This is a genomic window from Pseudomonas sp. GM_Psu_1, assembly GCF_026544185.1.
Taxonomy (GTDB): Bacteria; Pseudomonadota; Gammaproteobacteria; order Pseudomonadales; family Pseudomonadaceae; genus Chryseomonas; species Chryseomonas oryzihabitans.
In genome coordinates, this window is sequence record NZ_JALNUX010000002.1 from 395,630 (window position 1) to 421,556 (window position 25,927).

Consider the following 25,927-nt stretch of genomic DNA (forward strand, 5'->3'; position numbering starts at 1 on the left):
TCAGAGGGTGTCGAGGGCCGTGATCAGCGCCTGATTCTGCGTCGGCGTGCCGATGGTGATGCGCAGGAAGTCGGCAATGCGCTCGGGGCGGCTGAAGTGGCGCACGATGACGCCGTGCTCGCGCAAGCCCGCGGCCAGCGCCGCGCCGCCCTTCTGCACATGACGGGCGAAGATGAAGTTGGCGGCGGAGGGCAGGACCTCGAAGCCGCGCTCCAGCAACTGGCCCACCAGCGCTTCGCGACTCTCGATCACCTGCCGACAGGTCTCGTCGAAATAGGCGCGATCCTCGAAGGCCGCGGTCGCGCCGGCCAGGGCCAGGCGATCCAGTGGATAGGAGTTGAAGCTGTTCTTGATCCGCTCCAGGGCTTCCATCAGCGGCGCCTGCCCCAGGGCCAGCCCTACCCGCAGACCGGCCAGCGAACGGGACTTGGACAGCGTCTGGGTCACCACCAGGTTGGGATGGCGCTCGATCAGGGCGACCGCCGACTCCGCCCCGAAGTCGACATAGGCCTCGTCCACCACCACCACCGAGGTCGGATTGCCGGCGACGATACGCTCGATGGCGTCCAGCGCCAGGGCGCTGCCGGTCGGCGCATTGGGGTTGGGGAAGATGATCCCGCCATTGGGGCGCAGATAGTCCTCGGGGACGATCTGGAAATCCTCGTCCAGCGCCGGCGTCTCGAAGGCGATGTCGTAGAGGCCGCAATAGACCGGATAGAAGCTGTAGCTGATGTCTGGAAACAGGATCGGGCGGCCATGGCCGAATAGGCCCAGGAAGATGTGCGCCAGCACCTCGTCCGAGCCGTTGCCGACAAACACCTGGTCGCTCTGGAGGCCGTAGTAGCGGGCGACGGCGTCCTTCAGCGCCTGACCGTTGGGGTCGGGATAGAGGCGCAGGTCGTCGGTGGCCGCGGCGCGAATGGCGTCCAGCGCCCGCGGTGACGGACCGTAGGGATTCTCGTTGGTATTGAGCTTGACCAGGTTGGTCAGCTTGGGCTGCTCACCCGGCACATAGGGCACCAGGTTCTTGACGAAGGGACTCCAGAGCTCGCTCATGCCTGCTCCTCCTGAATACGGTATTCGGCGCTGCGGGCGTGGGCGGTCAGGGACTCGCCACGCGCCAGCACCGAGGCGACCCGGCCCAGCGCGGAAGCGCCCGTAGCCGAGCAGTGGATGATCGAGGAACGCTTCTGGAAGTCGTACACGCCCAGCGGCGAGGAGAAGCGCGCGGTGCCCGAGGTCGGCAGCACATGGTTGGGACCGGCGCAGTAGTCGCCCAGGGCCTCGGCGGTATAGCGACCCATGAAGATGGCGCCGGCGTGGCGGATGCTGGGCAACCACTGCTCGGGTTCGGCGACCGACAATTCCAGGTGTTCGGGGGCGATGCGGTTGGCCACCTCGATGGCCTGGGCCATGTCGGCGACCTGGATCAGGGCGCCGCGGCCTTCCAGGGAGGCGCGGATGATCTCGGCACGCTCCATCTCCGGCAGCAGGCGGGCGATGCTTTCCGCCACGGCGTCGAGGAAGGCGGCGTCGGGACTGACCAGGATGGCCTGGGCGTCTTCGTCGTGCTCGGCCTGGGAGAACAGGTCCATGGCGATCCAGTCGGGATCGGTCTGGCCGTCGCAGACCACCAGGATCTCCGACGGACCGGCGATCATGTCGATGCCGACCTTGCCGAATACGTGGCGCTTGGCGGTGGCGACATAGATGTTGCCGGGGCCGACGATCTTGTCCACCGGCGGTACGCTTTCGGTGCCATAGGCCAGGGCGGCCACGGCCTGGGCGCCGCCGATGGTGAAGACGCGATCGACACCGGCCAGGGCTGCGGCGGCCAGCACCAGTTCGTTGACCTCGCCGCGGGGCGTGGGCACCACCATGACCACTTCTTTTACGCCGGCGACCTTGGCGGGGATGGCGTTCATCAGCACCGAGGAGGGATAGGAGGCCTTGCCCCCCGGCACATAGAGCCCGGCACGATCCAGCGGGGTGACCTGCTGGCCGAGCACGGTGCCGTCAGCCTCCTGGTACTGCCAGGAATCCTGGCGTTGCTTTTCGTGATAACGACGGACTCGCTCGGCAGCGGCTTCCAGCGCGGTGCGCTGCTCCGGCGTGATGCGGGTCAGGGCTTCTTCCAGACGCGCCCGCGGCAGGATGAGATCGCTCATGGCGGTCGCCTCTACGGCATCGAAGCGCCGTGTGTATTCCAGCAGCGCGGCGTCGCCCTGGTGGCGCACGTCGGCGATGATCGCCAGGACCCGCTGGTTGATGTCGGCATCCGACACCCCTTCCCAGCTCAGCAGATGATCCAGATGCTCGGCGAAATCCGGAGCGGCGGCGGCGAGTCGGCGGATGGCGAGCGGAGCGGTCATGGCGGATCCTCTTCAGGAGAGCGAAAGGGGCGCCCGAGAGTAACAGCCGGTTCCGTGTGGGCGCCCGACAATTTGGCTATGGCACGGATAGGCGAAGCTGGAGGGATGGAAGCAGTCTGAGCCGGCATTCGGCATGCCGGCCAGGACTCAGGCGCCGCGCGCCTCGACGGCGTGGCGCAAAGTCTCGATGAGGGCCTGAATGCGGCCATGCTGCATCTTCATCGAGGCCTTGTTGACGATCAAGCGCGAGCTGATATGGGCGATCAGCTCCTGGGGTTCGAGTCCGTTGGCCTTGAGGGTATTGCCGGTGTCGACCACGTCGATGATCTTGTCGGCCAGGCCTACGAGCGGTGCCAGCTCCATGGAGCCGTACAGCTTGATGATGTCGACCTGACGACCCTGCTCGGCATAGTAGCGCTTGGCGACATTGACGAACTTGGTCGCCACCCGCAGCCGGCCACGCGGCGCCGGAGCGCCCACGGCGCCCGCGGTCATCAGCTTGCAGCGGGCGATGCGCAGGTCCAGCGGCTCATAGAGACCGTCGCCGCCGTATTCCATCAGCACGTCCTTGCCGGCCACGCCCAGGTCCGCGGCGCCATGTTCCACATAGGTGGGCACATCGGTGGCGCGGACGATGAGCAGCCGTACATCGTCCTGGGTGGTCGGGATGATGAGCTTGCGGCTCTTGTCCGGATTCTCGGTCGGAGCGATCCCCGCCGCCGCCAGCAGCGGCAGGGTGTCGTCGAGGATACGGCCCTTGGACAGGGCGATGGTCAGCATCGGAGGTCCTTACTTGGGCGTGCGACGGATCTTGGCGCCGAGCAGCTGGAACTTCTCCTCGATGCATTCGTAGCCGCGGTCGATGTGGTAGATGCGATCGATCAGGGTATCGCCTTCGGCCACCAGGGCGGCGATGACCAAGCTCGCCGAGGCGCGCAGGTCGGTCGCCATGACCGGCGCGGCCTTGAGGCTGGGCACGCCGGTGACGATGGCGGCATTGCCTTCGATGGCGATGTTGGCGCCCATGCGCACCATCTCGTGAACGTGCATGAAGCGGTTCTCGAAGATGGTCTCGACCACGGTACCGGTGCCTTCGGCGACGGCGTTCATGGAGATGAACTGGGCCTGCATGTCGGTGGGGAACGCCGGGTAGGGCGCCGTGCGGATGTTGACCGCGCGGGGGCGATTGCCCTTCATGTCCAGCTCGATCCAGTTGCTACCGGTAGCGATGTGGGCACCGGCCTCTTCCAGCTTGGCCAGCACGGCCTCGAGGATGGTCGGATCGGTGTCCTTGAGCTTGACGCGACCGCGGGTGGCGGCGGCGGCGACCAGGTAGCTGCCGGTTTCGATGCGGTCCGGCAGCACCGAATAGGTGGCGCCACCCAGGCGCTCGACGCCTTCCACGGTGATGGTGTCGGTACCGGCGCCCTGGATGTTGGCACCCATGGCGATCAGGCAGTTGGCCAGGTCGACGACCTCGGGCTCGCGGGCAGCGTTCTGGATGACGCTGCGACCCTTGGCCAGGGTGGCGGCCATCAGCACGTTCTCGGTACCGGTCACGCTGACGGTGTCGAAATAGTAGTGGGCGCCGCGCAGGCCGCCGGCCGGCGCCTTGGCCTTGATGTAGCCGCCTTCGACGGTGATCTTGGCGCCCATGGCTTCCAGGCCGCGCAGGTGCAGATCGACCGGCCGCGAACCGATGGCGCAACCGCCGGGCAGGGCGACTTCCGCTTCGCCGAAGCGGGCGACCATCGGGCCCAGCACCAGGATCGAGGCGCGCATGGTCTTGACCAGCTCATAGGGCGCGACCAGGGTCTTGATGCTGGAGGCATCGACCTCGACGTTGAGCTTTTCACCGATCACCGGCTGGACGCCCATGCGACCGAACAGCTCGATCATGGTGGTGATGTCGTGCAGGTGCGGCAGGTTGGCGATGGTCACCGGGGTGTCGGCGAGCAGGGTCGCGGCCAGGATCGGCAGGGCGGAGTTCTTGGCCCCGGAAATGCGAATTTCACCGTTCAGGCTGTTGCCGCCGGTAATGATCAGTTTGTCCATAGCGAGTTCTCGGCGCTGCGAATCAGGCGCGTTCGGCCCAGGCAGCACGGGTGAAGAATTTCATGGTGACAGCATGGATGCTGCCATCGGCGATCTGCGGCTGGAGATGGGAGTAGACCTGCTGCTGACGCTTGACCGGGCTGAGTGCCTGGAGCTCGTCGCTGATCAGGTAGAGCTGGAAGTTGCAGCCCTCGCCTTCCACTTCGACCTGGGTATCGGCCAGTTTTGCCTCCAGGAGGCTTTTGACTTCTTGGGCCTGCATGGCGGCACCTCGGCAATCTAGTACAGCCGGCGATCATACAAAAAAACCGGCTGTACGGCGACTGCGATGACCGCTACCCGTGCGCGTCTTCCGCCAGGGGCAGCAGGGCGAGGGCATCCGAGACGTCGGCGATCTGCCGCAACTCGGAAGGCAGGCTGGCGATGGTCAGCGTGCGCCCCGCGGCCTGGGCATCGCGCAACCAGGCCAGCAACAGCGCGAGGCCGGCGCTGTTGGAGCGTTCGACACCGGCGCAATCGAGCACCAGCGGACCACTGCCCTGGCCGATCAGCGCCCTGCCCTGCTCGCGCAGGGTGGGCACATTGGCGTGATCGAGCACGCCCGACAGTTGCAGTCGGGCGCCTTCGCCGGTGATGGCGGCGCGACTCACGAACCGACCTTGGCCTTCTGGGCCTCGGGAGAATCCTTGGCCTTGGCCACGGTGCCCGCCCAGTTGTTGATGGTCTTGTCCAGGTCGTTGCCGTTTTCCTGCATCGCCTGGGCGAACTGGTCACGGAACAGCTTGCCGAGGTTCAGGCCATTGATGATGACGTTGCGCACCTTCCACTCGTTGCCCTGCTTGACCATGCTGTACTGCACGGGGTACACGGCGCCGTTGTTGCCCTTGACCTCCATGCCCACGCTGGTGCGGTCGGGACCGTCGGACGGCCCTTCGGGCAGCACCCGGATGCCCTGGTTGTTGTACTCCAGCAGCGCATTGCCATAGAACTGCATCAGGCTGCGCTTGAAGTTTTCCTGGAAGCGCGCCATCTGCTCGGGCGAGGCGCTGCGGCTGTAGCGCACGGTCATGATACTGCGCGAGATGCCTTCGGCATCCACCACCGGGCCGAGGATGTTGTTGAGCGACTCGTAGAAGGCTTCCGGGCTGCTGCGATACTTGTCGCGGTTGGCCTCGAGGTCGCTGAGCAGGGTGGTGGTGGTCTGCTGGATCACGTCGTGGGCCGAGGGCGCCGCCTGGGACACCAGGGGCAGCAGGGCCAGGATCGCGATCACTCCGTGACGAAGTAGCTTGAGCATGGAAAAGCCTCTCATCATTTATTGGCGGAAGAGTCTTTATTGACCGAATTGAGCAGGAATTTGCCAATCAGGTCTTCGAGAACCAGCGAGGATTGTGTATCTCGAATGGTCGAGCCTTCCTTGAGCACCTGCTCGTCACCGCCCACGCTGATGCCGATGTACTTCTCGCCGAGCAGGCCGGCAGTCAGGATCGAGGCGATGGAGTCGGTCGGCAGGTTGTCCACCTGCTTGTCGATCTGCATGGTGACCCGGCCGCGGTAGCTGTTGCGGTCGAGATCGATGGCGGTGACCTTGCCGATGGTCACGCCCGACATGGTCACCCGCGATCTCACGGTGAGACCGGCGATGTTGTCGAAGTAGGCGTAGACCTTGTAGGTATCGTGATGGTCGCTCATCGTCAGACCGCTTACCCGCAGCGCCAGCAGCAGCAGTGCGAGCACGCCGGCCAGCAGGAAGAGTCCGACACCGATTTCCTGGGTGCGGGTTTGCATCAGAGATCTCCAAACATCAGGGCGGTAAGAATGAAGTCGAGGCCGAGCACGGCAAGCGACGCATAGACGACGGTACGGGTAGTGGCGCGGCCGATGCCTTCGGAGGTGGGCTCGCAGTCATACCCCTGGAAGACGGCGACCCAGGTCACCACGAAGGCGAACACCAGGCTCTTGATCACACCGTTGAGCACGTCGCTGAGCATCACGCTGTTCTGCATGGTGGCCCAGAAGGAACCGTCATAGACGCCGAGCCAGTCGATGGCGACCATGGCCGCGCCCCAGATGCCCACCACGTTGAACATGGCGGCCAGCAGCGGCATGGAAATGAAGCCGGCCCAGAAACGCGGCGCGACGATGTACTTGAGCGGGTCCACGCCGATCATTTCCAGACTGGACAGCTGCTCGGTGGATTTCATGTTGCCGATCTCGGCGGTCAGGGCGGAGCCTGCCCGGCCGGCGAACAGCAGGGCCGTCACCACCGGGCCGAGTTCACGCAGCAAGGTGAGGGCGACCATCTGCCCCACCGCCTGCTCGGAGCCGTACTTGACCAGGATGTTGTAGCCCTGCAGGGCGATCACCATGCCGATGAAGAAGCCCGACACCACGATGATCGGCAGCGACATCACCCCTACCGAATAGAGTTGCTTGCCCAGCAGCTGCAGACCGCTGCCCACGCCACCGCGACCGAACACCGCCAGCAGCAGGACGATGACCGAGCGGCCGATGGCCGCCACGACATCCAGCCCGGCGCGGCCCAGTCGACGAATCCGCTCCACGGCGGAGACCTTACGCATCAGTGTTTCCCCAGCAAGGCATCGCGCAGATCCGGCGCGGCGAAGTGGAAGGGTACCGGGCCATCGGGGATGCCCTGCATGAACTGGCGAACCCGCGGATCCGGCGATTCGCGCAATTCCTTCGGCGTGCCCTGCCCCAGCACCTTGGTATCGCCCACCACATAGAGGTAGTCGGCGATGCTGGCGGTCTCGGCCAGGTCGTGGGAAACCACGATGCTGGTCAGTCCCAGCGCCTGGTTGAGCAGGCGGATGAGGCGCACCAGCACGCCCATGGCGATGGGGTCCTGGCCGACGAAGGGCTCGTCGTACATGAGGATCTGCGGATCCAGGGCGATGGCCCGCGCCAGAGCGACCCGGCGCTTCATCCCACCCGACAGTTCATCCGGCATCAGTTCGATGGCGCCGCGCAGTCCCACTGCCTGCAGCTTGAGCAGGACGATGTCGCGGATCATTTCCTCGGGCAGCTTGGTGTGCACACGCAAGGGAAAGGCCACGTTCTCGAAGACATCGAGATCGGTGAACAGCGCGCCGCTCTGGAACAGCACGCCCATCTGCCGGCGCATCTCGAACAGCTCGCCGCGGGACAGCTGCGGCAGGTTGGCGCCATTGACCCAGATCTCGCCACTGCTCGGTCGCAACTGGGCGGCGATGAGGCGCAACAGGGTGGTCTTGCCACTGCCGGACGGTCCCATGATCCCGGTGACCTTGCCCCGCGGGATGCGGATATCGACCCGGTCGTAGATCAGACGCGTGCCGCGCTTGAAGGAAACGCCCTTCAGCTCCACGGCGTACGGGCTATCGACGGTCATCAGGACTCCTAAGGTTCAACTCTGTGCAGGGAGACGCCGCTCCGCCGCTTCAGGGCACGCGACACTCGCGTTCGGCGGCCCCAGCAAAAGGGCGGCACTATAGCATTCGTTGCCGATGAGACTCCTGAGCCACGGGCGGCGTTGCTGAGTGTCGCGGCTTTGCGCATATAATTTCCGATTGTCCCGTCACCTGCCTTCTGACCCATGTCCGACTCAATAGATTTCATCGCCTCCGCCAAGCGCACCATAGATGTAGAGCGAGCGGCAGTGGCCGCCCTGGGCGAACGCATCGACGACAGCTTCGCCGCCGCCTGTCGCCGGCTGCTGGCCTGCCGCGGGCGCATCGTGGTCCTGGGCATGGGCAAATCCGGGCATGTCGGCAACAAGATCGCCGCGACCCTGGCCAGCACCGGCAGCCCGGCCTTCTTCGTGCACCCGGCGGAAGCCAGCCATGGCGACATGGGCATGATCACCCGCGATGACGTCATCATCGCCATCTCCCAATCGGGCACCTCCAGCGAGATCCTGACCCTGCTGCCGCTGATCAAGCGCCTGGGCGTCCCGCTGATCAGCTTTGCCGGCAATCCCGCCTCGCCCCTAGCCAAGGCCGCGGACGTCAATCTGGACACCAGTGTCGCCACCGAGGCCTGCCCGCTCAATCTGGCGCCCACTTCCTCCACCACCGTCGCCCTGGTACTGGGCGATGCCCTGGCCATCGCGCTGCTCGAGGCGCGCGGCTTCACCGCCGAGGATTTCGCCTTTTCCCACCCGGGTGGCGCCCTCGGCCGGCGCCTGCTGCTCAAGGTGGAGAACGTCATGCATGCCGGCGCCGACCTGCCGCAGGTCGGCGAGGACACCCTGGTCTCCGACGCCCTGCTGGAGATGTCGCGCAAGGGCCTGGGCATGACCAGCGTGCTGGCCGCCGATGGCCGTCTCGCCGGCATCTTCACCGACGGCGACCTGCGTCGCGCCCTGGATCGCGGCATCGACGTGCGCACCACGGCGATCGCAACCGTGATGACCCGCGGCGGTCGAACCGCCAGGGCGCAGATGCTCGCCGCCGAGGCGCTGAAGATCATGGAGGAGCACAAGATCAACGCCCTGGTGGTGATCGATGACGAGCGCCGCCCGATCGGCGCCCTCAACATGGGTGACCTGCTACGCGCCGGGGTGCTGTAGGCCGGGTTATACTGCTCGACTAAATGCGCCGACATCTCGTGTTCAACCCGCCGCCCCCTGGTGCGGCCCACCACAGGTACCCTCATGTTTCGCAGCTTGCGCCGCCCCGTGCTGTTGGTCCTGATCGCCGCCGCGCTCATCGCGATCGGCTACTGGAACATCCTGCCGCAGCGCTTCGTCGATGCCCCGGCCTCGTCGACCCCGCAAGACAGCGCCATCGACGGCTATGCCCTCAATACCCGGACGATTCAGTATCGCCTGGACGGCAAGATCCAGTACGAACTCAAGGCCGAGCGCAGCGAACACGTCAAGGCGACCGACGTCACCCTGGTGACCCGCCCCGACATGCTGGCCTTTCGCGGTACCGACTATCCCTGGCACATTCGCAGTGCCCGCGCCGAGGTCGCCCCCGGTGGCAGTCAGGCGGAGCTGATCGATGACGTGCGCGTCGAGCGTACCGATGAGAAAGGCCGCCCGGTGGTGTTGACCACCACCCGCATGACCGTCTTTCCTGACAAACAATATGCGCAAACCGAGCAAGCCGTTAGAATCGAGGCCGCCAATGGGGTGACCACGGCCAATGGCATGAAAGCGTATCTAGAAGACGGCAGAATGCTCCTGCTGTCCAACGTAAGAGGCCAGCATGAGGTTCGTTAAAACCCTCCCCTTCCTGTTCACCCTCGGCGCCACCTTTGGCAGTGCCGCGGCTTGGGCCCTGCCGACCGATCGCACCCAGCCGATCCGCGTGCAGGCCGATAGCGCCGAGCTCGATGACAAGCAGGGCGTGGCCGTGTACCGCGGAGACGTGGTCATCACCCAGGGCAGCATGAAGATCACCGGCAACACGGTGACCCTGACCCAGGACAACCAGGGCAACATCAAGGTCGCCACCGCAGTGGGCAAACCGGCCTACTACGAGCAGAAGCCCTCGGCGGACAAGGACATCGTCAAGGCCTATGGTCTGACGATCCAGTATTTCGCCCAGGAAAATCGCATCATCCTGATCGATCAGGCCAAGGTGGTCCAACAGGGCAACACCTTCGAAGGCGAGAAGATCGTCTACGACACCCAGCGCCAGATCGTCAACGCCGGGCGCGCCAACGGCAGCAAGGTCACCACGCCGCGGCCGCGGATCGACATGGTCATCCAGCCCAAGGATCAGCAGCAGTCGGGGCAGGGACAATGACGGTTACGCTCAAAGCCCAGCATCTGGCCAAGAGCTACAAGGGTCGTCAGGTCGTTCGCGACGTCAGCGTCAGCATCGACAGCGGGCAGATCGTCGGCCTGCTCGGTCCGAACGGCGCCGGCAAGACCACCTGCTTCTACATGATCGTCGGCCTGGTCAAGGCCGATCAGGGTCGCGTGCTGATCGACGACCAGGACGTCACCGCCCTGCCCATGCATGGCCGTGCCCGTGCCGGGATCGGCTACCTGCCCCAGGAAGCCTCGATCTTTCGCAAGCTGACCGTGGCCGACAACATCCTCGGCATCCTGGAAACCCGCAAGGACCTGGACAAGGCCGGCCGCCTACGCGAACTGGAGAGCCTGCTGCAGGAATTCCACATCACCCACATTCGCGACAACCGCGGCATGAGCCTGTCGGGTGGCGAGCGGCGCCGTGTCGAGATCGCCCGCGCCCTGGCCACCGCGCCCAAGTTCATCCTGCTGGACGAACCCTTCGCCGGCGTGGACCCCATCTCCGTGGGCGACATCAAGCAGATCATTCGTCACCTCAAGGCCAAGGGCATCGGTGTCCTCATCACCGACCACAATGTCCGGGAAACCCTGACCATCTGCGAGACGGCCTATATCGTCAACGATGGCCAGCTCATCGCCGAGGGTACCGCCGAGGAAGTCCTCGCCAACGAGCTGGTGAAGGAAGTCTATCTGGGCCACGAATTCCGCCTCTAGGCAAACCCGGGGAAACAAGGCATATAATTTGCTAACGCTCGCAGGGTTCGCGAGGTTCGGTGGCGCTGTTCGCGTCGGTAGACAAGGTGTATTTCCGCAGCCATGAAACCATCGCTAGTCCTCAAGATGGGCCAGCAGCTGACGATGACGCCGCAGCTGCAACAAGCCATACGTCTGCTCCAGCTCTCGACGCTCGACCTGCAGCAGGAGATCCAGGAAGCCCTGGAATCCAATCCGATGCTGGAACGCCAGGAAGAAGGTGAAGACTTCGACCAGAGCGACGCCTCGGGCGAAGGCGACGAGCTGGCGAATCCCGGCGGTACCGAAATCAACTTCAAGGAAACCTCGGTCGCCACCAACGAGATGGCCGACGAGTCCGAGTGGAGCGAACGCATCCCCAGCGACAGTGAGCTGCCGGTGGATACCGCCTGGGAAGACATCTACCAGACCAGCGCCAGCAGCCTGCCCAGCAACGACGACGACGAGTGGGACTTCACCACCCGCACCTCGGCCGGCGAAAGCCTGCAGACCCACCTGCTCTGGCAGCTCAACCTGGCGCCCATGTCGGATCTCGACCGCCTGATCGCCCTGGCGATCATCGACGGCATCGACACCGATGGCTATCTGCAGGAAAGCCTGGAAGACATCCATGCCTCTCTCGATCCCGAACTGGAAGTCGATCTCGACGAAGTCGAGGTGGTGCTTCGACGCGTCCAGCAATTCGAGCCGGCCGGCGTCGCCGCGCGCAATCTGCGCGAGTGCCTGCTGATCCAGCTGGCCCAGCTGCCGGCCAGCCTCCCCCTGCTCGGCGAGGCCAAGCGCCTGGTGGGCGACTACCTGGATCTGCTCGGCAGTCGCGACTATGCGCAGTTGATGCGCCGCATGAAGATCAAGGAAGACGAACTCAAGCCCGTCATCGAACTGATCCAGACCCTGCACCCGCGCCCCGGCTCGCAGATCGAGTCCGGCGAGGCCGAATACGTGGTACCGGACGTCATCGTGCGCAAGCACAACGAGCGCTGGCTGGTGGAGCTCAACCAGGAAGCCGTCCCGCGCCTACGGGTCAATCCCCAGTACGCCGGCTTCGTCAAGCGCGCCGACAGCAGCGCCGACAACACCTACATGCGCAACCAGCTGCAGGAAGCGCGCTGGTTCATCAAGAGCCTGCAGAGTCGCAACGAGACCCTGATGAAGGTGGCGACCCAGATCGTCGAGCACCAGCGGGGCTTTCTCGAATACGGTGAAGAGGCCATGAAGCCGCTCGTCCTGCACGACATCGCCGAGGCGGTGGGCATGCACGAATCGACCATCTCCCGGGTGACCACCCAGAAGTTCATGCACACCCCGCGTGGCATCTACGAACTCAAGTACTTCTTCTCCAGCCACGTCAGCACCGCCGAGGGGGGCGAATGTTCCTCCACCGCGATCCGCGCGATCATCAAGAAATTGGTGGCGGCGGAAAACGCGAAAAAGCCGTTGAGTGACAGCAAGATCGCTGGTTTACTGGAATCGCAAGGTATACAAGTCGCTCGTCGCACGGTGGCTAAGTATCGGGAATCCCTGGGTATCGCTCCGTCCAGCGAACGCAAGCGTCTCATCTGACGCGTCCTGATGTGACCGTGCCTCGATCGACCCTTGTCATGTCGGCGAGCAGCTTCGCCGATCGTAGCCCGGCAATAAGGAGAAGCGGTATGCAAGTCAACATCAGTGGCCATCAGCTTGAAGTGACAGAAGCCCTGCGTGACTACATCGGCGAGAAACTCGCCCGCCTCGAACGGCACTTCGACCGTATTACCAACGTCCAGGTGATCCTGGAAGTGGACAAGCTCAAGCAGAAAGCCGAAGCCACCCTGCACGTCGCCGGCGCCGCAGTGGTCGCCAATGCCGAGCACGACGACATGTATGCCGCCATCGATCTCCTGGCCGACAAGCTCGACCGCCAACTGATTAAACACAAGGAAAAATCGATCGAACGCCAGCAGGGCGTCGGCGTCCGCTGAGGTTTCGATCGCCGCTTTATGATCAGACTCGAAAACATCCTGACCCCCGGCCGCACCCAGACGGGTGCGCCGGGCGGCAGCAAAGCCGCTGTACTGGAACGCATCGCCGAGCTGGCCGCGCAGGAACTGCCCGGCCACGACGCCGCGCACATCCACGAATGCCTGATGGCGCGCGAGCGTTTGGGCTCCACCGGTTTCGGCAATGGCATCGCCATTCCCCACTGCCGCCTGGCGGGTCTGCAGCAACCGCTGTGCGTGCTCTTCCACCTGCAGCAACCAGTGGACTTCGATTCCCTCGACGGCGCGCCGGTAGACCTGGTGTTCGTCCTGCTGGTCCCGGAAGCCGCCACCGAACAGCACCTCACCCTGCTGCGCCAGATCGCCGGCATCCTGGATCGCGCCGACATCCGCGAGCGGCTGCGCAAGGCCAAGGATAGCCAGGCGCTCTATCAGATCGTCGTCGAGGCCCAGAGCGGACACTGACATGCACCTCATCATCGTGAGCGGACGTTCCGGGTCGGGCAAGAGTACGGCGCTCAACGTGCTTGAGGACAATGGCTTCTATTGCATCGACAACCTGCCGGCCAGTCTGCTGCCCGATCTGGCCCAGCATGCCCTGACCGACATGGAGCGGCCCCAGCCCAAGGTCGCCCTGTCCATCGATGCCCGCAATCTGCCCAGCCAGTTGCAACGCTTTCCCGAATTGCTCGAACAGGTACGCAGCCGCAACATCCGCTGCGACATCCTCTATCTGGACGCCGATGACCAGACGCTGCTCAAGCGCTTTTCCGAGACGCGTCGCCGGCATCCGCTGTCCAACCAGGAAAGATCCCTGGCCGAGGCCATTCACGACGAGCAGGTGCTGCTGTCGCCCATCGCCGACCTCTCCGACCTGAAGATCGACACCACTCACCTGAATCTCTATCAGCTGCGCGACATCCTCAAGTTGCGCCTGCTGAACGCCCCAGAGCCCGGCACCGCCTATCTGGTGGAATCCTTCGGCTTCAAGCGGGGCCTGCCGGTGGACGCGGACATGGTGTTCGACGTGCGCTTTCTGCCCAATCCCTACTGGAAACCGGACCTGCGCGACTTTTCCGGACTGGATGCCCCGGTGCGGGACTATCTCGAGCAACAGCCCGAGGTAGAGACCCTGTACAATGACATCCGCGATTACCTGGTGAAGTGGTTGCCGCGTTTTGCCGCCAACAACAGGTCCTATGTGACCGTGGCCATTGGTTGTACCGGTGGTCATCACCGCTCGGTCTATCTGGCCGATCGCCTGGGTCGCGAACTCAAGAACCTGCTCAAGAACGTCCAGATCCGTCACCGCGATCTCTGACGCCCGTTTTGTTTCGACAAGGACAGACTCAATGCCTGCCCAACAGATCACCATCATCAACAAGCTGGGCCTGCACGCCCGTGCGGCGGCCAAGTTCGTCGGCGTGGCCGGCCGCTATCCCGCCAGCGTCCGCGTCGGCCGCAGTGGCGAATCGCCGGTCGATGGCAAGAGCATCATGGCGGTCATGATGCTGGCCGCCGGCAAGGGCACGGTCCTGCAGCTGGAAACCGAGGGTGAGCAGAGCGACGAGGCCATGCGCGCCCTGGTCGAGCTGATCAACAACTACTTCGACGAGGGCGAGTGACAGGCCCCCCGCGCCAGTCGCAGCTCCGATAAAAAAAGCCGCCCGAGGGCGGCTTTTTCATTGGGCGTCGACTCAGGCGTTCAGCGCCGCTTCGTAGCGACGGGACACTTCCGGCCAGTTGATGACGTTGAAGAAGGCGCCGATGTACTCGGGACGACGGTTCTGGTAGCGCAGGTAGTAGGCGTGCTCCCAGACGTCCAGGCCGAGGATCGGGGTGTTGCCGGTCATCAGCGGGCTGTCCTGGTTGCCGGTGCTCTCGACCACCAGCTTCTTCTCGGGGGTGACGCTCAGCCAGGCCCAGCCGCTGCCGAAGCGGGTCAGGGCAGCCTTGGTGAAGGCTTCCTTGAAAGCGTCGAAGCCGCCCAGCTGGGACTCGATGGCTTCGGCCAGGGCGCCTTCGGGCTTGCCGCCGGCATTGGGGGCCATCACGGTCCAGAACAGGCTGTGGTTGGCATGGCCGCCACCGTTGTTCTGCACGGCGCCGCGCTTGTCCTGGGGCAGCTTGTCCAGCTGGCGAACCACGTCTTCGGCCGACAGGTTGGCGAACTCGGTGCCTTCCAGCGCCGCGTTCAGGTTGTTGATGTAGGTCTGGTGGTGCTTGGTATGGTGGATTTCCATGGTCTGGGCATCGACGTGCGGTTCCAGCGCGTCGTAGGCGTAGGGCAGCTGAGGCAGAGTATGCGGCATGCGGATTGTCTCCATGGTGGCTTTGGTATGGACCCACGCCCTTGGGCGTTGGGGTGTACGGCTGGTGCGCCACGGCGCACCGTCTGAAGCCTTGGCCGTCCGGTCAGTGGATTCGACCGCACGGCTATGTCCTAGTGCATTGCTAGGATACTAACGAGTAACGGGGTGGGCTGTCTCCCGTTCGACAGGATTTTCCTCATCGCGACGGCTTCCACCGCCCTTCTAGCTGCCCGCCAGGGTCATGCCATCGATCAGGACCGAACCGGTGCGCAGACTGCCGCGACGTTCCACATCGCTGCCCACCGCCAGGATCTGGCGGAACATGTCACCCAGCCGCCCGGCGATGGTGACCTCCTGGACCGGAAACTGGATCTCGCCATTCTCGATCCAGAAGCCGCCGGCGCCCCGGGAATAGTCACCGGTGACCAGATTGGTGCCCTGCCCCATCATTTCCGTGACCAAAAAGCCCGTGCCCATCTGCCGGATCAGCTCGGCCTGGTCGGCCGTGCCATGGCTGACGTGCAGGTTGTGCACGCCGCCGGCATTGGCGGTGCTTTGCAGGCCCAGCTTGCGCGCGGAATAGCTGCCGAGCACATAGGACACCAGTTGGCCGTTCTCGACGAAGGGCTTGGCGTAGGTGGCCAGGCCTTCGCCGTCGAAGGCGGCGCTGCCCAAGGCGCGTGGCAGGTGCGGCCGCTCGTCCAGGGTCAGCCAGTCGGGAAACACCTGCTGGCCCAGGGCGCCTTCGAGGAAGGACGACTTGCGATAGAGGTTGCCGCCGGAAATGGCGGCGAGAAAGGTACCGAACAGGCCGGCGGCCATCTCTGGCGAAAACAGCACCGGGACCTTGGCGGTGGGCACCGGCCTGGCCCCCAGGCGACTCACGGCGCGCTCGGCGGCGCGGCGACCGATCTCCTCGGCGCTCATCAGCTCGTGACCGATCCGATTGACGTCGTAGTAGTAGTCGCGCTGCATGGCCTCGCCGCTGCCGGCGATCATCACGCAGCTCAGGCTGTGCCGGGTGCTGGCATAGCCGCCGACGAAGCCGTGGCTGTTGCCGTACACCCGGCAGCTCTGGTGGGTGTTGAGGGTGGTGCCGTCGGCATTGCCGATGCGGCTGTCGGCGGCGTAGGCCGCGGCTTCGCAGGCCAGCGCCTGCTCGATGGCCTGCTCGGGGGTGATGTCCCAGGGATGATAGAGGTCGAGATCGGGCAGTTCGCCGCGCGCCATCAGTTCGGCGTCGGCCAGACCCGCGCAGGGATCCTCGGAGGTGTGCTTGGCGATGGCCAGGGCCGCGGCCACGGTTTCGCGGATCGCCTCGGGACCGGTGGCGGAGGTACTGGCCGAGCCCTTGCGCTGACCGGCATAGAGGGTGATGCCGAAGCCCTGGTCGCGATTGAATTCGACGGTTTCCACCTCGCCCTTGCGGACCGAGGTGGACAGACCCTGGTCGACCGAGACGGCCACTTCACCGGCACTGGCGCCCTGGCGCCGGGCCTCGGCCAGGATGGCCTCGACCTGTTCGCGCAATTCGGGGAGCGCAGCGGGACCCACGGCGGCGTTGCGATTCATGACGTTCTCCTTACGGACGGCGCCGGCCAGGCCGGACAACCGTGCGGCAACTCGTTATGATGGCGCCCATTCTTAGCTGGACCCCATAGTTCATGGTTGATTCTTACGACGACGACGCGCCGCTGGGCGAAAAGAGCAAGACACAGGTCAAGCGCGAGCTGCATGCGCTGCAGGATCTGGGCGAACGCCTGGCCGGGCTGCCAGCCGAGCAGCTGGACCGCCTGCCGCTGACCGATCCGCTGCGCAAGGCCCTGGCCGAGGCGCCCAAGCACAAGACGCACATCGCGCGCAAAAGGCATGTCCAGTACCTGGGCAAGCTGATGCGCGACCAGGACCTGGAAGCCATCCTGGTGCTGGTCGACCAGATGGACACCTCGACACGGCAGTACAACGAGCGCTTTCACGCCCTGGAGCGCTGGCGCGACCGGCTGATCGCCGAAGGCGACCAGGCGTTGGAGGCCTTCGTGGCGCTTTACCCGGAGACCGACCGCCAGCACCTGCGCGGCCTGGTGCGGCATGCCCAGCACGAAGCGGCGCACAACAAGCCGCCGGCGGCGGCGCGCAAGGTCTTCAAGTACATCCGCACCCTCGACGAAACCCAGCGCGGTCTGCGCTAGGTTTCCGTCCGCGATGGCCACGGCCGGCGCCCGCATCAGGCGCCGGTGCCGCCCACGGTGATGGCATCGATCTTCAGCGTCGGCTGCCCCACACCCACCGGTAGTGACTGGCCGTCCTTGCCACAGGTCCCTACCCCCGCATCCAGCGCCAGGTCGTTGCCGACCATGGACACCCGGTTCATGACCTCGGGGCCGTTGCCGATCAGGGTGGCGCCCTTCACCGGGCGTCCGAGCTTGCCGTTCTCGATGAGGTAGGCCTCGTTGGTGGTGAAGACGAACTTGCCGCTGGTGATGTCCACCTGACCGCCGCCCAGGCTGGCGCAATAGATGCCCTTCTCCACCGAGGCGATGATCTCGGCCGGATCGCTCTGGCCGGCCAGCATGTAGGTGTTGGTCATGCGCGGCATCGGCAGGTGGGCGTAGGATTCACGGCGGCCATTGCCGGTGGGCGCCACGCCCATCAGCCGAGCATTGAGCTTGTCCTGCATGTAGCCCTTGAGGATGCCGTTCTCGATCAGCACGTTGTAGCCGCTGGGCGTGCCCTCGTCGTCGATGGATAGCGAGCCGCGGCGATCCGGCAGGGTGCCGTCGTCGACGATGGTGCACAGCGAGGACGCCACCTGGCGACCGAGCTGGCCGCTGTAGTTGGAGCTGCCCTTGCGGTTGAAATCGCCTTCCAGGCCATGGCCGACCGCCTCGTGCAGCAGCACGCCGGACCAGCCGGCGCCCAGCACCACCGGCAGGGTGCCCGCCGGGGCCGCGGTGGCTTCGAGATTGACCAGCGCCTGGCGCACCGCTTCGCGGGCGTAGCCCAGGGCACGGTCATCACGCTGGAAATAGCGATAGTCGCAGCGACCGCCGCCGCCGCTGTTGCCGCGCTCGCGGCGGCCGTTCTGCTCGACGATGACGCTGACGCCCAGGCGCACCAGTGGGCGCACATCGGCTGCCAGGGTGCCGTCGACCGCGGCCACCAGGGTGCGCTCCCAGACCCCGGCCAGGCTGATGGTGACCTGCTGGATACGCGGATCCAGGGCGCGGGTCGCCTCGTCCAGCTGCTTCAGGAAGGCGACCTTGGTGGCGCGATCCAGCACGTCCAGCGGATTGTCCTGGCCATAGAGACGCTGCGCCGGCTCCACCGCGCGAAACGCCTGGACCTGACCCTCGGCGCCGCTGCGGGAAATGGACCGCGCGGCCTGGGCCGCCAGATCCAGGGCCTCGCCGGTGATGGCGTTGCTGTAGGCGAAGCCGGTCTTCTCGCCGGACAGGGCGCGCACGCCAACGCCCTGGTCGAGGTGGAAGCCGCCTTCCTTGACGATGCCGTCTTCCAGCAGCCAGGATTCGGAGACGATGCTCTGGAAATACAGGTCGGCGGCGTCGATGCCGGGACCGGCCAGCCGCTGCAGCACGGGTTGCAGATCGTCCACCGCGAGTCCGCCGGGACCCAGCAGGGCCGAGCCGACGCTATTCAGGTAATCACTCATGGAAACTCCAGACGACGCCACAGTGGGCGTCGGAACGATGAAAGGGTCGCGACCTGGCCTCTAGCCTACTCGCGGAAGTCTCGGTGCCCTGATGCAAAAGACCAATGGTGGTCATTGCCGTTCGGCCAGGCGCGCCGGCAGGAAGCGGCGGTGCCGGGTCACCGGCATCCGCTGACGCAACGCCGCCTGGCGCTCGGCATCGCGCTCGATGAGCAGCACCGCCTCGCCGCTGGCCTGGACGGCGAGCACCTCGCCCCAGGGATCCACCGCCATGGCGTGCCCCCAGGTGCTGCGGCCATTGGCATGGACCCCGCCCTGGGCGGCGCCCAGCAGATAACTCTGGGTCTCCACCGCCCGGGCGCGCAGCAGCAGCTCCCAGTGGGCCTGGCCGGTGGGCACGGTAAAGGCCGAGGGCGCGCTGATCAGCTCCGCCCCGGCAGCGCGCAGGGCGCCGTAGAGTTCGGGAAAGCGCAGGTCGTAGCAGACGCTCAGGCCCAGGCGGCCGACCGGGGTGTCCACCACCGTGAGGGTCTCGCCGGCGGCATAGTGGTCGGATTCGCGATAGCTGCCCTGGCTGTCGCTGACGTCGGCATCGAAGAGGTGCAGCTTGTCGTAGCGGGCGACGCGGCGGCCCTGGTCGTCATACAGCAGCGAACAGGCGCAGGGCTTGCCCTCGGTGGCGCCGTCAGGCAGCAGCGGCAGGGTCCCGGCGAGCACCCAGAGCCCCAGCTCGCGCGCCCGGCTGGACAGCCAGGGCAGGATCTCGCCCTGACCGAGCGCCTCGGCCCGCGCCAGCTCGGCGGGCGCCGGATGGCCGATGGCGACGAAGTTTTCCGGCAGCACCACCAGGCGCGCGCCCGCCCCGGCAGCGCGTTCGAGCAGGCGCTCGGCGGCGCGCAGATTGGCCGTCACCGCGGGGCCGCTGACCATCTGCAGGATGGCTATGGACATGCAGGCACTCCAGAAGGGAGCGTCCATCCTAAGCAGCGGGGCGGTCGCAGGGCAATGCTCAATCGCGCTTGCCCGTGGTCATGGTCGGATTCTGCCAGGGGCCTTCGATGTGATAGTTGATGCTGGCCATGCGGGTGATGCGATCACCGATCAGCCGATCGACGATGAACAGCGCGCCACCGATGGCCGGGGCCCCGGCGATCAGCGCGGCCAGCGGCAGGGAGTTGCTGACCGGCAAGCCGACCTTGAGATTGGCGTCGACGCGGTTGCTGGCCATGTCCAGCAGGCCCTGCAGACTCATCTCGGCACCCGGCCCGCTGAGGCTGATGGGCTTGCGGGTACGGAAGGCGCCCTGCTGGGCGTCGAGCACGCCGGTGATGCTGTCGTAGCTCAGGCCCTTGCCGAACAGATCGGAGAAATCCAGTCGCAGGCGGCGGCGGATGGATTCGAAGTTGAGCAGGCCGAAGATGCGCAGCGCCGAAGCCGTGCCCTCCACCTGGCGCAACTGGCCGTCGTTGAAGCGGGCATCGAGGCTGCCATTGAGGCGGGCCAGGGCGACATAGGCCGGCGAGCCGGGCCAGTCGACCCGGGCATCCAGGCGGAAATCGCGACTGGTGACGCTGGAGGCGAAATTCCAGCCCAGCAGGATATCGGCGATGTTGCCGCCCGCGAGACGCCCCTGGTAGTAGCTGTGGGTCGTCCCCGGCGCCCCTTCCCAGCGCAGGGCGCCCTGCACCCTGAGGCCGCGCAGGTCGAGATCCAGGGCGTTGAAATTGGCGCCTGACGGCGAGGGCCTGACCTGCAGGCGCTGGGCGCCGACCAGCCTGCCGCCCAGCTCCAGACGGTCGATGGCCAGATTCAGCGCCGGCAGGGCGCGCGGATCGACGTCGGCCAGGGGATCGGGACGCGGCGCAGCGCTTTCCACCGAGGGATCCGCCGGCGTCTGGGGAATGCGCAGGTGCTGCAGGTTGATGTCGATCGGCTGGCCGGTCTGGCGCGGAATGCGTACCTGGCCGGCGATGGTCTGACTGGCCAGGCCGAGTTGCCAGGCATTGCCCTGGGGTTCATAGGTGAGGCGCAGGTTGTCGATCTGCTGACCGAACGCCAGGAAACGACCGAAGCCGAGATCGCCCCGCCCGAGGCTGGAGATGTCCAGGGTGTTGCCACCGCCCTGCCCTGCGCCAGCACTGCCACCGCCACTGGCCTTGCCATAGCGCTGATAGACGTCCTGCCAGGCCGCCAGGTCGAATTCCGCCAGTTGGCCGCGCAGGTCGTAGCCGGCGGCCGTGGGCAGATTGGCGGTGCCGCCGCCCAGCACGATCTCGCCGCGGCCCTTGGCGATGGCCTTGGGGTCGAGCATCAGCACGGCGTCGGCGAGGCCCTTGTAGGTCGCCTCCACCCGCCGCTCGCCGTCGTTGAGCGCCAGGCTGAAGAAGCCTTCGCGCGACTCGTCGGCCTTCTTGCCGAAGGGGGCCGGCAGGTCGACGGTCACTCCGCGCAGATCCGAGGTGACCGCCAGCTCACTGTGCTCGGCCAGGATCAGACCGAGGCGATAGCCGAGCAGGCCGCGCGCCGGGATGGGTCGGCCTTCGCTGCCCAGCCAGCGTGCCAGCTGGTCGACGTCGACGCGGCCATCCACCACCAGCCGCGTGCGGGGATCGTCGGGTTTGCCTTCGGCCAGCGCCTGGCCGCGGATGGGCTGGTCGAAGACCCGCGCCTGGATGTCGGGGGCGCTGAGGCCGCTGCGGGTGTCGTAGCGAAAACTGCCGCGCAGGTCGGTGAGGGTCAGCTGGGGATCGGCCAATTCCAGACGCGCCTTGTCCGGTGTCAGCTCGACCACCACCACCGGTGGCTGTCCCTTGGCCAGGGGGATGTCCAGATTCAGGCTGCTGTTGGCGAGCGCACCCTCGCCCTTCCAGCCGGCGAACACCTTGGCGGTCGGCAACGGCGTTTCCTGGAGGATCTTCAAGCCATCGCGCACGCTGCTGTCGAGTCGCGCGCCGAGCCGCAGGTGCGGCGCGCTGCCATCGTGCAGCAGCGGGATGCGCGCCTCGACGTCCCGGACCCGGGTGTCGAGGATGCGTCCCTCGGGGACCTGCACCTTGACCCCGTCGCTTTCGATGAAGACATCGCCGCGGGCCTCGCGCAGGGCGGGCCAGCCGGGCTGATAGGCCAGTTGGGCGTCGTGCACCCGGAAGAACAGGCTCATGGTGCGCGAATGCGCCGGCGAGCCGTGGCGCAGCGAGCCCTGGTACTGGTAGATCCCCTCGTCGATGCGACCACCGACGATGGCAGTGGTCAGCCACTGGGCCAGCTCCGGACTGAAATCCGTGGCCGGCAGCTTGGTTGGCAGGTACTTGCGGGTGTAGCTGGCGTCGCCATCCTTGAGGCCGACGCGCAGGTCCATGTAGCTGTCCACCTCCGGATGCAGGCCAAGCTGGATATGCATGTCGCCACTGGCGGCGCCTTCCGGCCCGGTGACCTGCATCAGGGCACTGCCCAGGGTGAAGCGCTGGTCGTCGAGACTCCAGCTCAGCCGTGCCTTGGCGGTGCGATAGCGCCAGGGTTCGGGAAAGAGATCGCTCAGGTGCAGCATGAAATCGGTGGTGTCCAGGCGCAGCTCACCGCCGCCCAGGCTGCCGCTCAGGCTGCCGGTGACGCCCTCGGCGGCCGGCGCGCCGTGGTAGGCGGCAAAGCCCACCCGCTCCAGGTTGGCCGCATAGGAAAGGCGCTCGCGCAACGGCTTCTGCGGATAGAAGTCGGCGTTGAGATTGCGCAACTGGCCATGGGGCGCCAGGGCCTGGAGCGCCTGGGCGACCGGCGCCGGCAGGGGCGCCAGATCCCGCGCCAGCCGGGCAGCCTGCCTGAGATCCAGCTGGTCGCCGCGCACCTGCAGGTGCTGGGCGGCGCTGTCATAGCCCAGGCCATAGCGGGCCTCCAGCGGCTTGCCATCGAGCTGGGCCTTGAGCGCCAGGGACCCCTGGTACTGGCTGGCGTCGCCGGCCTGCTGGTCGGCGTCCAGGGTCAGGGCCTGCAGGCGCACCGGAGGATGGTCGGCATAGGCGAGCGTCAGGTCATCCGCCTTCAGCCGCAGGTGGGAACGCTGCAGCCGCCCTTCGCCCCAGGCGAACCACAGCTCGCCTTCCGCCTGGGCACGCCGCAGTTGCCACTGCCGGGTCAGGGCCGCCGGCACCCAGCGGGACCAGTCGCTGGCGGGCAGGCTGAGATAGCCTTCGAGGGTGCTGGCGCGCCAGTCCTCGGGACGCGGCGTGGCGGTGAAGTGCGCCGCGACCGTGCCGCCATCGGGCAGCCGGAATCGGGTCGCCAGTTCCAGGGCGCCACCGAGCTGCCGGGACAGACTGGCCTCGGCGTACCTCAGGGTCACCGGCGAACCCTGCTGGGGAATCAGGCTGAGCTGGCTGTCCAGCAGACTGGCATGGCCCAGACGCGCCAGGCCATCGAGCAGGGGCCCCGGATCGAAGGGCTTGGCCTCCGGTGCCCGGGGCGGCAGGCCGCGCAGTTGCCAGTGTCCCTGAGGGTCTTCCTGCAACACCAGATGGACGCCATCGACCTGCACGGACTTGAGTCGCAGCTGGCGGTGCCAGAGGCTGCCGAAGACATCCGGCACCACCTGGAGATGATCCAGCTGCACCGTGCCTTCGCCGCGACCCAAGGACAGGTCGCGCAGGATCAGCACCGGATTCCAGCGGGCCCAGCGCCCTTCGAGCCGGCCCAGGCGCACCGGTTCGCCGAGCGCCGCCGCGGCGCGCGCCTCGACCTCGTTGCGGTATTCGCCGACCCAGGGCATGAGCAGCCGACCCAGGCCCAGGTAGAGCGTCACCAGAACGAGCGCCAGCAGCGCCAGACCCAGCGCGCCGCGTTTGAGCAAGGCCATCAAGACGCGGACCTAGAGCAGCACGACATCGTACTGCTCCTGGGAATACATGGTCTCCACCTGGAATTTGACGGTGCGGCCGATGAAGGCTTCGAGGTCGGCGACGTTGCCCGACTCCTCGTCCAGCAGTCGATCCACCACTTTCTGGTTGGCCAGCACCAGATAGGAATTGGCCTGGTAGGCCCGCGCCTCGCGCAGGATCTCGCGGAAGATCTCGTAGCAGATGGTTTCCGCGGTGCGCAGGATGCCGCGGCCCTGGCAGTTGGCGCAGGGCTCGCAGAGCACCTGGGACAGGCTCTCCCGGGTGCGCTTGCGGGTCATCTGCAGCAGGCCCAGTTCGGTGATGCCGATGATGTTGGTCTTGGCATGGTCGCGTTCGAGCTGCTTTTCCAGGGTGCGGATCACCTGGCGCTGGTGCTCTTCGTCTTCCATGTCGATGAAGTCGATGATGATGATGCCGCCGAGATTGCGCAGCCGCAGCTGGCGGGCGATGGCGGTGGCCGCCTCCAGATTGGTCTTGAAGATGGTCTCTTCCAGATTGCGATGGCCGACGAAGGCGCCGGTGTTGACGTCGATGGTGGTCATCGCCTCGGTGGGATCGATCACCAGATAGCCCCCGGACTTGAGCAGCACCTTGCGCTCCAGGGCCTTCTGGATCTCGTCTTCCACGCCATAGAGGTCGAAGATCGGCCGCTCCCCTGGATAGTGCTCCAGCCGCGCCGCCACCTCGGGCATCAGCTCTTCGACGAACTGGCCGATGCGCTGGAAATTCTCGCGACTGTCGACGCGGATCTTTTCCGTGCGCGGCCCGACCAGATCGCGCAGGGCGCGCAGGGCCAGGGTCAGGTCTTCGTAGATGGGCACCGGCGTCGGCCCTTGGAGATTGCCGGAGATCTGCTGCCAGAGGCGCCGCAGGTAGCGGATGTCGGCGAGGATGTCTTCTTCGCGCGCCGCCTCGGCAGCGGTGCGCAGGATGAAGCCGCCCTCGTGCTCGATGCCCTCGCTCTCCACGCAGCGCGCCATGATCGCCTTGAGCCGCTCGCGCTCGGCTTCGTCCTCGATCTTCAGCGAGATGCCGACATGGGAGGTGCGCGGCATATAGACCAGGTAGCGCGAGGGGATCGACAGGTGTGTGGTGAGGCGAGCGCCCTTGGTGCCTATGGGGTCCTTGGTGACCTGGACCACCAGCGTCTGGCCTTCGCGCACCAGGGCGTTGATGCTTTCCACCGCCGCGCCTTCGCGCTGAGAGATCTCGGCGGCATGGATGAAGGCCGCGCGGGCCAGGCCGATGTCGACGAAGGCCGCCTGCATGCCCGGCAGCACCCGCACCACCCGCCCGCGATAGATGTTGCCGACGATGCCGCGCCTGAGGGTGCGCTCGACGTGCACCTCCTGCAGCACACCGTTTTCCACGACGGCGACACGGGACTCCATGGGAGTGATGTTGATGAGGATCTCTTCGCTCATGGAGGACTCTTGGACGACGTGGAAGGGCGGAAGGGAGGCCGAGGCGCCGGGCGCCTCAGGACTGGGCGGTCGGCCGTCCGACAGACCGCCAACAAGGGATGGCGAAAGCGCTCAGCAGTTCCGCGGTCTCGCACAGCGGCAGCCCTACGACGGCGCTGTAGCTGCCGTGCAGGCTGCGCACGAAGACTGCGCCGGCGCCCTGGATGGCGTAGCTGCCGGCCTTGTCCGCCGGCTCGCCGGTGTCCCAGTAGCGCTCGGCCTCGCCGGGCGCCAGGGGGCGGAATTCCACCTCGGCGGGCACCACGCGACTCAGGCAGCGCTCGCCATCGGCGACGGCGACGCCGGTCACCACCCGATGTCGGCGCCCGCTGAGCGCCGCGAGCATGGCCAGGGCGTCGGCGCGATCCCGGGGCTTGCCGAGCAGCCGGTCATCGAGCACCACGCAGGTGTCGGCGCCCAGCACGCAGCCACTGGAGGCACCGGCCAGCACCTGCCAGCCCATCGCCGCCTTGGCCCGCGCCAGGCGCTCGACATAGGCGTCTGCGGCTTCCCCTGGATGCGGGGTTTCGTCCACGGTTGCGGCGACCTTCTGGAAGCCCACGCCGATCTGTTCGAGCAGTTCGGCGCGGCGGGGCGAAGCGGAGGCAAGGTAGAGCTGAGGCATCGACAACAACCAGACGACAGGGGATGACGGGAGAATGCCAGC

27 protein-coding genes are annotated in these 25,927 nt (G+C 66.2%); 10 read left to right on the top strand and 17 right to left on the bottom strand.

The window, feature by feature from the left end:
- The 10 genes from hisC to OXS31_RS04590 all read right to left on the bottom strand — a co-directional run bounded on the left by hisC (position 1) and on the right by OXS31_RS04590 (position 7,818).
- Entirely contained in the window at positions 1-1,056 is a 1,056-nt protein-coding gene (hisC, locus tag OXS31_RS04545) for a histidinol-phosphate transaminase (RefSeq protein ID WP_077171861.1), read from the bottom strand.
- Positions 1,053-2,372, bottom strand: a complete 1,320-nt coding sequence (gene hisD, locus OXS31_RS04550) for a histidinol dehydrogenase (RefSeq protein WP_007159505.1) — start codon at positions 2,370-2,372, stop codon at positions 1,053-1,055. The genes hisC and hisD overlap by 4 nt, the downstream gene beginning before the upstream one ends.
- A 147-nt stretch (positions 2,373-2,519) precedes the next feature.
- Complete coding sequence (hisG, locus tag OXS31_RS04555; protein WP_007159506.1) at positions 2,520-3,152, bottom strand: ATP phosphoribosyltransferase; 633 nt, start codon at positions 3,150-3,152, stop codon at positions 2,520-2,522.
- A 9-nt stretch (positions 3,153-3,161) separates the two neighbouring features.
- On the bottom strand, positions 3,162-4,427 hold the full coding sequence (gene murA / locus OXS31_RS04560) for a UDP-N-acetylglucosamine 1-carboxyvinyltransferase (protein ID WP_007159507.1): 1,266 nt from the start codon (positions 4,425-4,427) through the stop codon (positions 3,162-3,164).
- Between the two features lie 22 nt (positions 4,428-4,449).
- On the bottom strand, positions 4,450-4,689 hold the full coding sequence (locus OXS31_RS04565) for a BolA family protein (protein ID WP_007159508.1): 240 nt from the start codon (positions 4,687-4,689) through the stop codon (positions 4,450-4,452).
- A gap of 73 nt (positions 4,690-4,762) precedes the next feature.
- Positions 4,763-5,077 (bottom strand): STAS domain-containing protein, encoded by a 315-nt coding sequence (locus OXS31_RS04570; RefSeq protein ID WP_027597089.1) that lies wholly within the window; start codon positions 5,075-5,077, stop codon positions 4,763-4,765.
- On the bottom strand, positions 5,074-5,724 hold the full coding sequence (locus tag OXS31_RS04575) for an ABC transporter substrate-binding protein (RefSeq protein WP_007159510.1): 651 nt from the start codon (positions 5,722-5,724) through the stop codon (positions 5,074-5,076). Before OXS31_RS04575 ends, OXS31_RS04570 begins: the two co-directional genes overlap by 4 nt.
- A gap of 14 nt (positions 5,725-5,738) precedes the next feature.
- Positions 5,739-6,215: an outer membrane lipid asymmetry maintenance protein MlaD gene (gene mlaD, locus OXS31_RS04580; protein ID WP_007159511.1), complete on the bottom strand. Its 477-nt coding sequence runs from the start codon at positions 6,213-6,215 to the stop codon at positions 5,739-5,741.
- On the bottom strand, positions 6,215-7,009 hold the full coding sequence (mlaE, locus tag OXS31_RS04585) for a lipid asymmetry maintenance ABC transporter permease subunit MlaE (protein WP_007159512.1): 795 nt from the start codon (positions 7,007-7,009) through the stop codon (positions 6,215-6,217). The genes mlaD and mlaE overlap by 1 nt, the downstream gene beginning before the upstream one ends.
- A complete protein-coding gene (locus OXS31_RS04590; RefSeq protein WP_027597091.1) occupies positions 7,009-7,818 on the bottom strand; it encodes an ATP-binding cassette domain-containing protein in 810 nt (269 codons plus the stop codon). Before OXS31_RS04590 ends, mlaE begins: the two co-directional genes overlap by 1 nt.
- Positions 7,819-8,022: 204 nt before the next feature.
- Between OXS31_RS04590 and OXS31_RS04595 the strand changes: the two genes are divergently transcribed.
- From OXS31_RS04595 to OXS31_RS04635, 9 genes are all read left to right on the top strand, one after another.
- Positions 8,023-8,997, top strand: coding sequence for a KpsF/GutQ family sugar-phosphate isomerase (locus OXS31_RS04595; RefSeq protein WP_007159514.1), 975 nt, complete (start codon positions 8,023-8,025; stop codon positions 8,995-8,997).
- Positions 8,998-9,081: 84 nt separating this feature from the next.
- A complete protein-coding gene (gene lptC, locus OXS31_RS04600) occupies positions 9,082-9,654 on the top strand; it encodes an LPS export ABC transporter periplasmic protein LptC (protein ID WP_007159515.1) in 573 nt (190 codons plus the stop codon).
- On the top strand, positions 9,641-10,183 hold the full coding sequence (gene lptA / locus OXS31_RS04605) for a lipopolysaccharide transport periplasmic protein LptA (RefSeq protein WP_007159516.1): 543 nt from the start codon (positions 9,641-9,643) through the stop codon (positions 10,181-10,183). Before lptC ends, lptA begins: the two co-directional genes overlap by 14 nt.
- A complete protein-coding gene (gene lptB / locus OXS31_RS04610) occupies positions 10,180-10,908 on the top strand; it encodes an LPS export ABC transporter ATP-binding protein (RefSeq protein ID WP_027597094.1) in 729 nt (242 codons plus the stop codon). The genes lptA and lptB overlap by 4 nt, the downstream gene beginning before the upstream one ends.
- 102 nt (positions 10,909-11,010) lie before the next feature.
- Complete coding sequence (locus OXS31_RS04615) at positions 11,011-12,510, top strand: RNA polymerase factor sigma-54 (protein ID WP_027602565.1); 1,500 nt, start codon at positions 11,011-11,013, stop codon at positions 12,508-12,510.
- 89 nt (positions 12,511-12,599) lie between these two features.
- Entirely contained in the window at positions 12,600-12,908 is a 309-nt protein-coding gene (gene raiA / locus OXS31_RS04620) for a ribosome-associated translation inhibitor RaiA (protein ID WP_007159519.1), read from the top strand.
- An 18-nt stretch (positions 12,909-12,926) separates the two neighbouring features.
- On the top strand, positions 12,927-13,391 hold the full coding sequence (gene ptsN / locus OXS31_RS04625; RefSeq protein ID WP_007159520.1) for a PTS IIA-like nitrogen regulatory protein PtsN: 465 nt from the start codon (positions 12,927-12,929) through the stop codon (positions 13,389-13,391).
- Between the two features lies 1 nt (position 13,392).
- Positions 13,393-14,247 (top strand): RNase adapter RapZ, encoded by an 855-nt coding sequence (gene rapZ, locus OXS31_RS04630; protein ID WP_007159521.1) that lies wholly within the window; start codon positions 13,393-13,395, stop codon positions 14,245-14,247.
- 31 nt (positions 14,248-14,278) lie between these two features.
- The gene (locus OXS31_RS04635; RefSeq protein WP_007159522.1) at positions 14,279-14,551 is read left to right on the top strand and encodes an HPr family phosphocarrier protein; all 273 of its coding nucleotides are present in this window, start codon (positions 14,279-14,281) and stop codon (positions 14,549-14,551) included.
- Between the two features lie 72 nt (positions 14,552-14,623).
- Here OXS31_RS04635 and OXS31_RS04640 read toward each other — a convergent pair whose 3' ends face one another.
- The gene (locus tag OXS31_RS04640) at positions 14,624-15,238 is read right to left on the bottom strand and encodes a superoxide dismutase (protein ID WP_007159523.1); all 615 of its coding nucleotides are present in this window, start codon (positions 15,236-15,238) and stop codon (positions 14,624-14,626) included.
- A 222-nt stretch (positions 15,239-15,460) separates the two neighbouring features.
- Positions 15,461-16,810 (bottom strand): metalloprotease PmbA, encoded by a 1,350-nt coding sequence (gene pmbA / locus OXS31_RS04645; protein ID WP_027597095.1) that lies wholly within the window; start codon positions 16,808-16,810, stop codon positions 15,461-15,463.
- Positions 16,811-16,902: 92 nt separating this feature from the next.
- Between pmbA and yjgA the strand changes: the two genes are divergently transcribed.
- Entirely contained in the window at positions 16,903-17,427 is a 525-nt protein-coding gene (yjgA, locus tag OXS31_RS04650) for a ribosome biogenesis factor YjgA (RefSeq protein ID WP_007159525.1), read from the top strand.
- 35 nt (positions 17,428-17,462) lie between these two features.
- On the opposite strand, the gene tldD is transcribed toward yjgA, so the two are convergent.
- From tldD to OXS31_RS04675, 5 genes are all read right to left on the bottom strand, one after another.
- A complete protein-coding gene (tldD, locus tag OXS31_RS04655; protein WP_007159526.1) occupies positions 17,463-18,908 on the bottom strand; it encodes a metalloprotease TldD in 1,446 nt (481 codons plus the stop codon).
- 111 nt (positions 18,909-19,019) lie between these two features.
- Complete coding sequence (locus OXS31_RS04660; protein WP_267398121.1) at positions 19,020-19,859, bottom strand: carbon-nitrogen hydrolase family protein; 840 nt, start codon at positions 19,857-19,859, stop codon at positions 19,020-19,022.
- Between the two features lie 58 nt (positions 19,860-19,917).
- Positions 19,918-23,754, bottom strand: coding sequence for a YhdP family protein (locus OXS31_RS04665; protein ID WP_267398122.1), 3,837 nt, complete (start codon positions 23,752-23,754; stop codon positions 19,918-19,920).
- 12 nt (positions 23,755-23,766) lie between these two features.
- Positions 23,767-25,221: a ribonuclease G gene (gene rng / locus OXS31_RS04670; protein WP_007159529.1), complete on the bottom strand. Its 1,455-nt coding sequence runs from the start codon at positions 25,219-25,221 to the stop codon at positions 23,767-23,769.
- A 55-nt stretch (positions 25,222-25,276) separates the two neighbouring features.
- Entirely contained in the window at positions 25,277-25,885 is a 609-nt protein-coding gene (locus OXS31_RS04675; RefSeq protein ID WP_267398123.1) for a nucleoside triphosphate pyrophosphatase, read from the bottom strand.
- Positions 25,886-25,927: the final 42 nt, after the last annotated feature.

What these genes read in the sequence shown, in the direction of transcription:
- hisC (WP_077171861.1), bottom strand. Translation starts at nt 1,056, where the DNA reads ATGAGCGAGCTCTGGAGTCCCTTCGTCAAGAACCTGGTGCCCTATGTG.
- hisD (WP_007159505.1), bottom strand. Translation starts at nt 2,372, where the DNA reads ATGACCGCTCCGCTCGCCATCCGCCGACTCGCCGCCGCCGCTCCGGAT.
- hisG (WP_007159506.1), bottom strand. Translation starts at nt 3,152, where the DNA reads ATGCTGACCATCGCCCTGTCCAAGGGCCGTATCCTCGACGACACCCTG.
- murA (WP_007159507.1), bottom strand. Translation starts at nt 4,427, where the DNA reads ATGGACAAACTGATCATTACCGGCGGCAACAGCCTGAACGGTGAAATT.
- OXS31_RS04565 (WP_007159508.1), bottom strand. Translation starts at nt 4,689, where the DNA reads ATGCAGGCCCAAGAAGTCAAAAGCCTCCTGGAGGCAAAACTGGCCGAT.
- OXS31_RS04575 (WP_007159510.1), bottom strand. Translation starts at nt 5,724, where the DNA reads ATGCTCAAGCTACTTCGTCACGGAGTGATCGCGATCCTGGCCCTGCTG.
- mlaD (WP_007159511.1), bottom strand. Translation starts at nt 6,215, where the DNA reads ATGCAAACCCGCACCCAGGAAATCGGTGTCGGACTCTTCCTGCTGGCC.
- mlaE (WP_007159512.1), bottom strand. Translation starts at nt 7,009, where the DNA reads ATGCGTAAGGTCTCCGCCGTGGAGCGGATTCGTCGACTGGGCCGCGCC.
- OXS31_RS04590 (WP_027597091.1), bottom strand. Translation starts at nt 7,818, where the DNA reads ATGACCGTCGATAGCCCGTACGCCGTGGAGCTGAAGGGCGTTTCCTTC.
- OXS31_RS04595 (WP_007159514.1), top strand. Translation starts at nt 8,023, where the DNA reads ATGTCCGACTCAATAGATTTCATCGCCTCCGCCAAGCGCACCATAGAT.
- lptC (WP_007159515.1), top strand. Translation starts at nt 9,082, where the DNA reads ATGTTTCGCAGCTTGCGCCGCCCCGTGCTGTTGGTCCTGATCGCCGCC.
- lptA (WP_007159516.1), top strand. Translation starts at nt 9,641, where the DNA reads ATGAGGTTCGTTAAAACCCTCCCCTTCCTGTTCACCCTCGGCGCCACC.
- lptB (WP_027597094.1), top strand. Translation starts at nt 10,180, where the DNA reads ATGACGGTTACGCTCAAAGCCCAGCATCTGGCCAAGAGCTACAAGGGT.
- OXS31_RS04615 (WP_027602565.1), top strand. Translation starts at nt 11,011, where the DNA reads ATGAAACCATCGCTAGTCCTCAAGATGGGCCAGCAGCTGACGATGACG.
- raiA (WP_007159519.1), top strand. Translation starts at nt 12,600, where the DNA reads ATGCAAGTCAACATCAGTGGCCATCAGCTTGAAGTGACAGAAGCCCTG.
- ptsN (WP_007159520.1), top strand. Translation starts at nt 12,927, where the DNA reads ATGATCAGACTCGAAAACATCCTGACCCCCGGCCGCACCCAGACGGGT.
- rapZ (WP_007159521.1), top strand. Translation starts at nt 13,393, where the DNA reads ATGCACCTCATCATCGTGAGCGGACGTTCCGGGTCGGGCAAGAGTACG.
- OXS31_RS04635 (WP_007159522.1), top strand. Translation starts at nt 14,279, where the DNA reads ATGCCTGCCCAACAGATCACCATCATCAACAAGCTGGGCCTGCACGCC.
- OXS31_RS04640 (WP_007159523.1), bottom strand. Translation starts at nt 15,238, where the DNA reads ATGCCGCATACTCTGCCTCAGCTGCCCTACGCCTACGACGCGCTGGAA.
- pmbA (WP_027597095.1), bottom strand. Translation starts at nt 16,810, where the DNA reads ATGAATCGCAACGCCGCCGTGGGTCCCGCTGCGCTCCCCGAATTGCGC.
- yjgA (WP_007159525.1), top strand. Translation starts at nt 16,903, where the DNA reads ATGGTTGATTCTTACGACGACGACGCGCCGCTGGGCGAAAAGAGCAAG.
- tldD (WP_007159526.1), bottom strand. Translation starts at nt 18,908, where the DNA reads ATGAGTGATTACCTGAATAGCGTCGGCTCGGCCCTGCTGGGTCCCGGC.
- OXS31_RS04660 (WP_267398121.1), bottom strand. Translation starts at nt 19,859, where the DNA reads ATGTCCATAGCCATCCTGCAGATGGTCAGCGGCCCCGCGGTGACGGCC.
- OXS31_RS04665 (WP_267398122.1), bottom strand. Translation starts at nt 23,754, where the DNA reads ATGGCCTTGCTCAAACGCGGCGCGCTGGGTCTGGCGCTGCTGGCGCTC.
- rng (WP_007159529.1), bottom strand. Translation starts at nt 25,221, where the DNA reads ATGAGCGAAGAGATCCTCATCAACATCACTCCCATGGAGTCCCGTGTC.
- OXS31_RS04675 (WP_267398123.1), bottom strand. Translation starts at nt 25,885, where the DNA reads ATGCCTCAGCTCTACCTTGCCTCCGCTTCGCCCCGCCGCGCCGAACTG.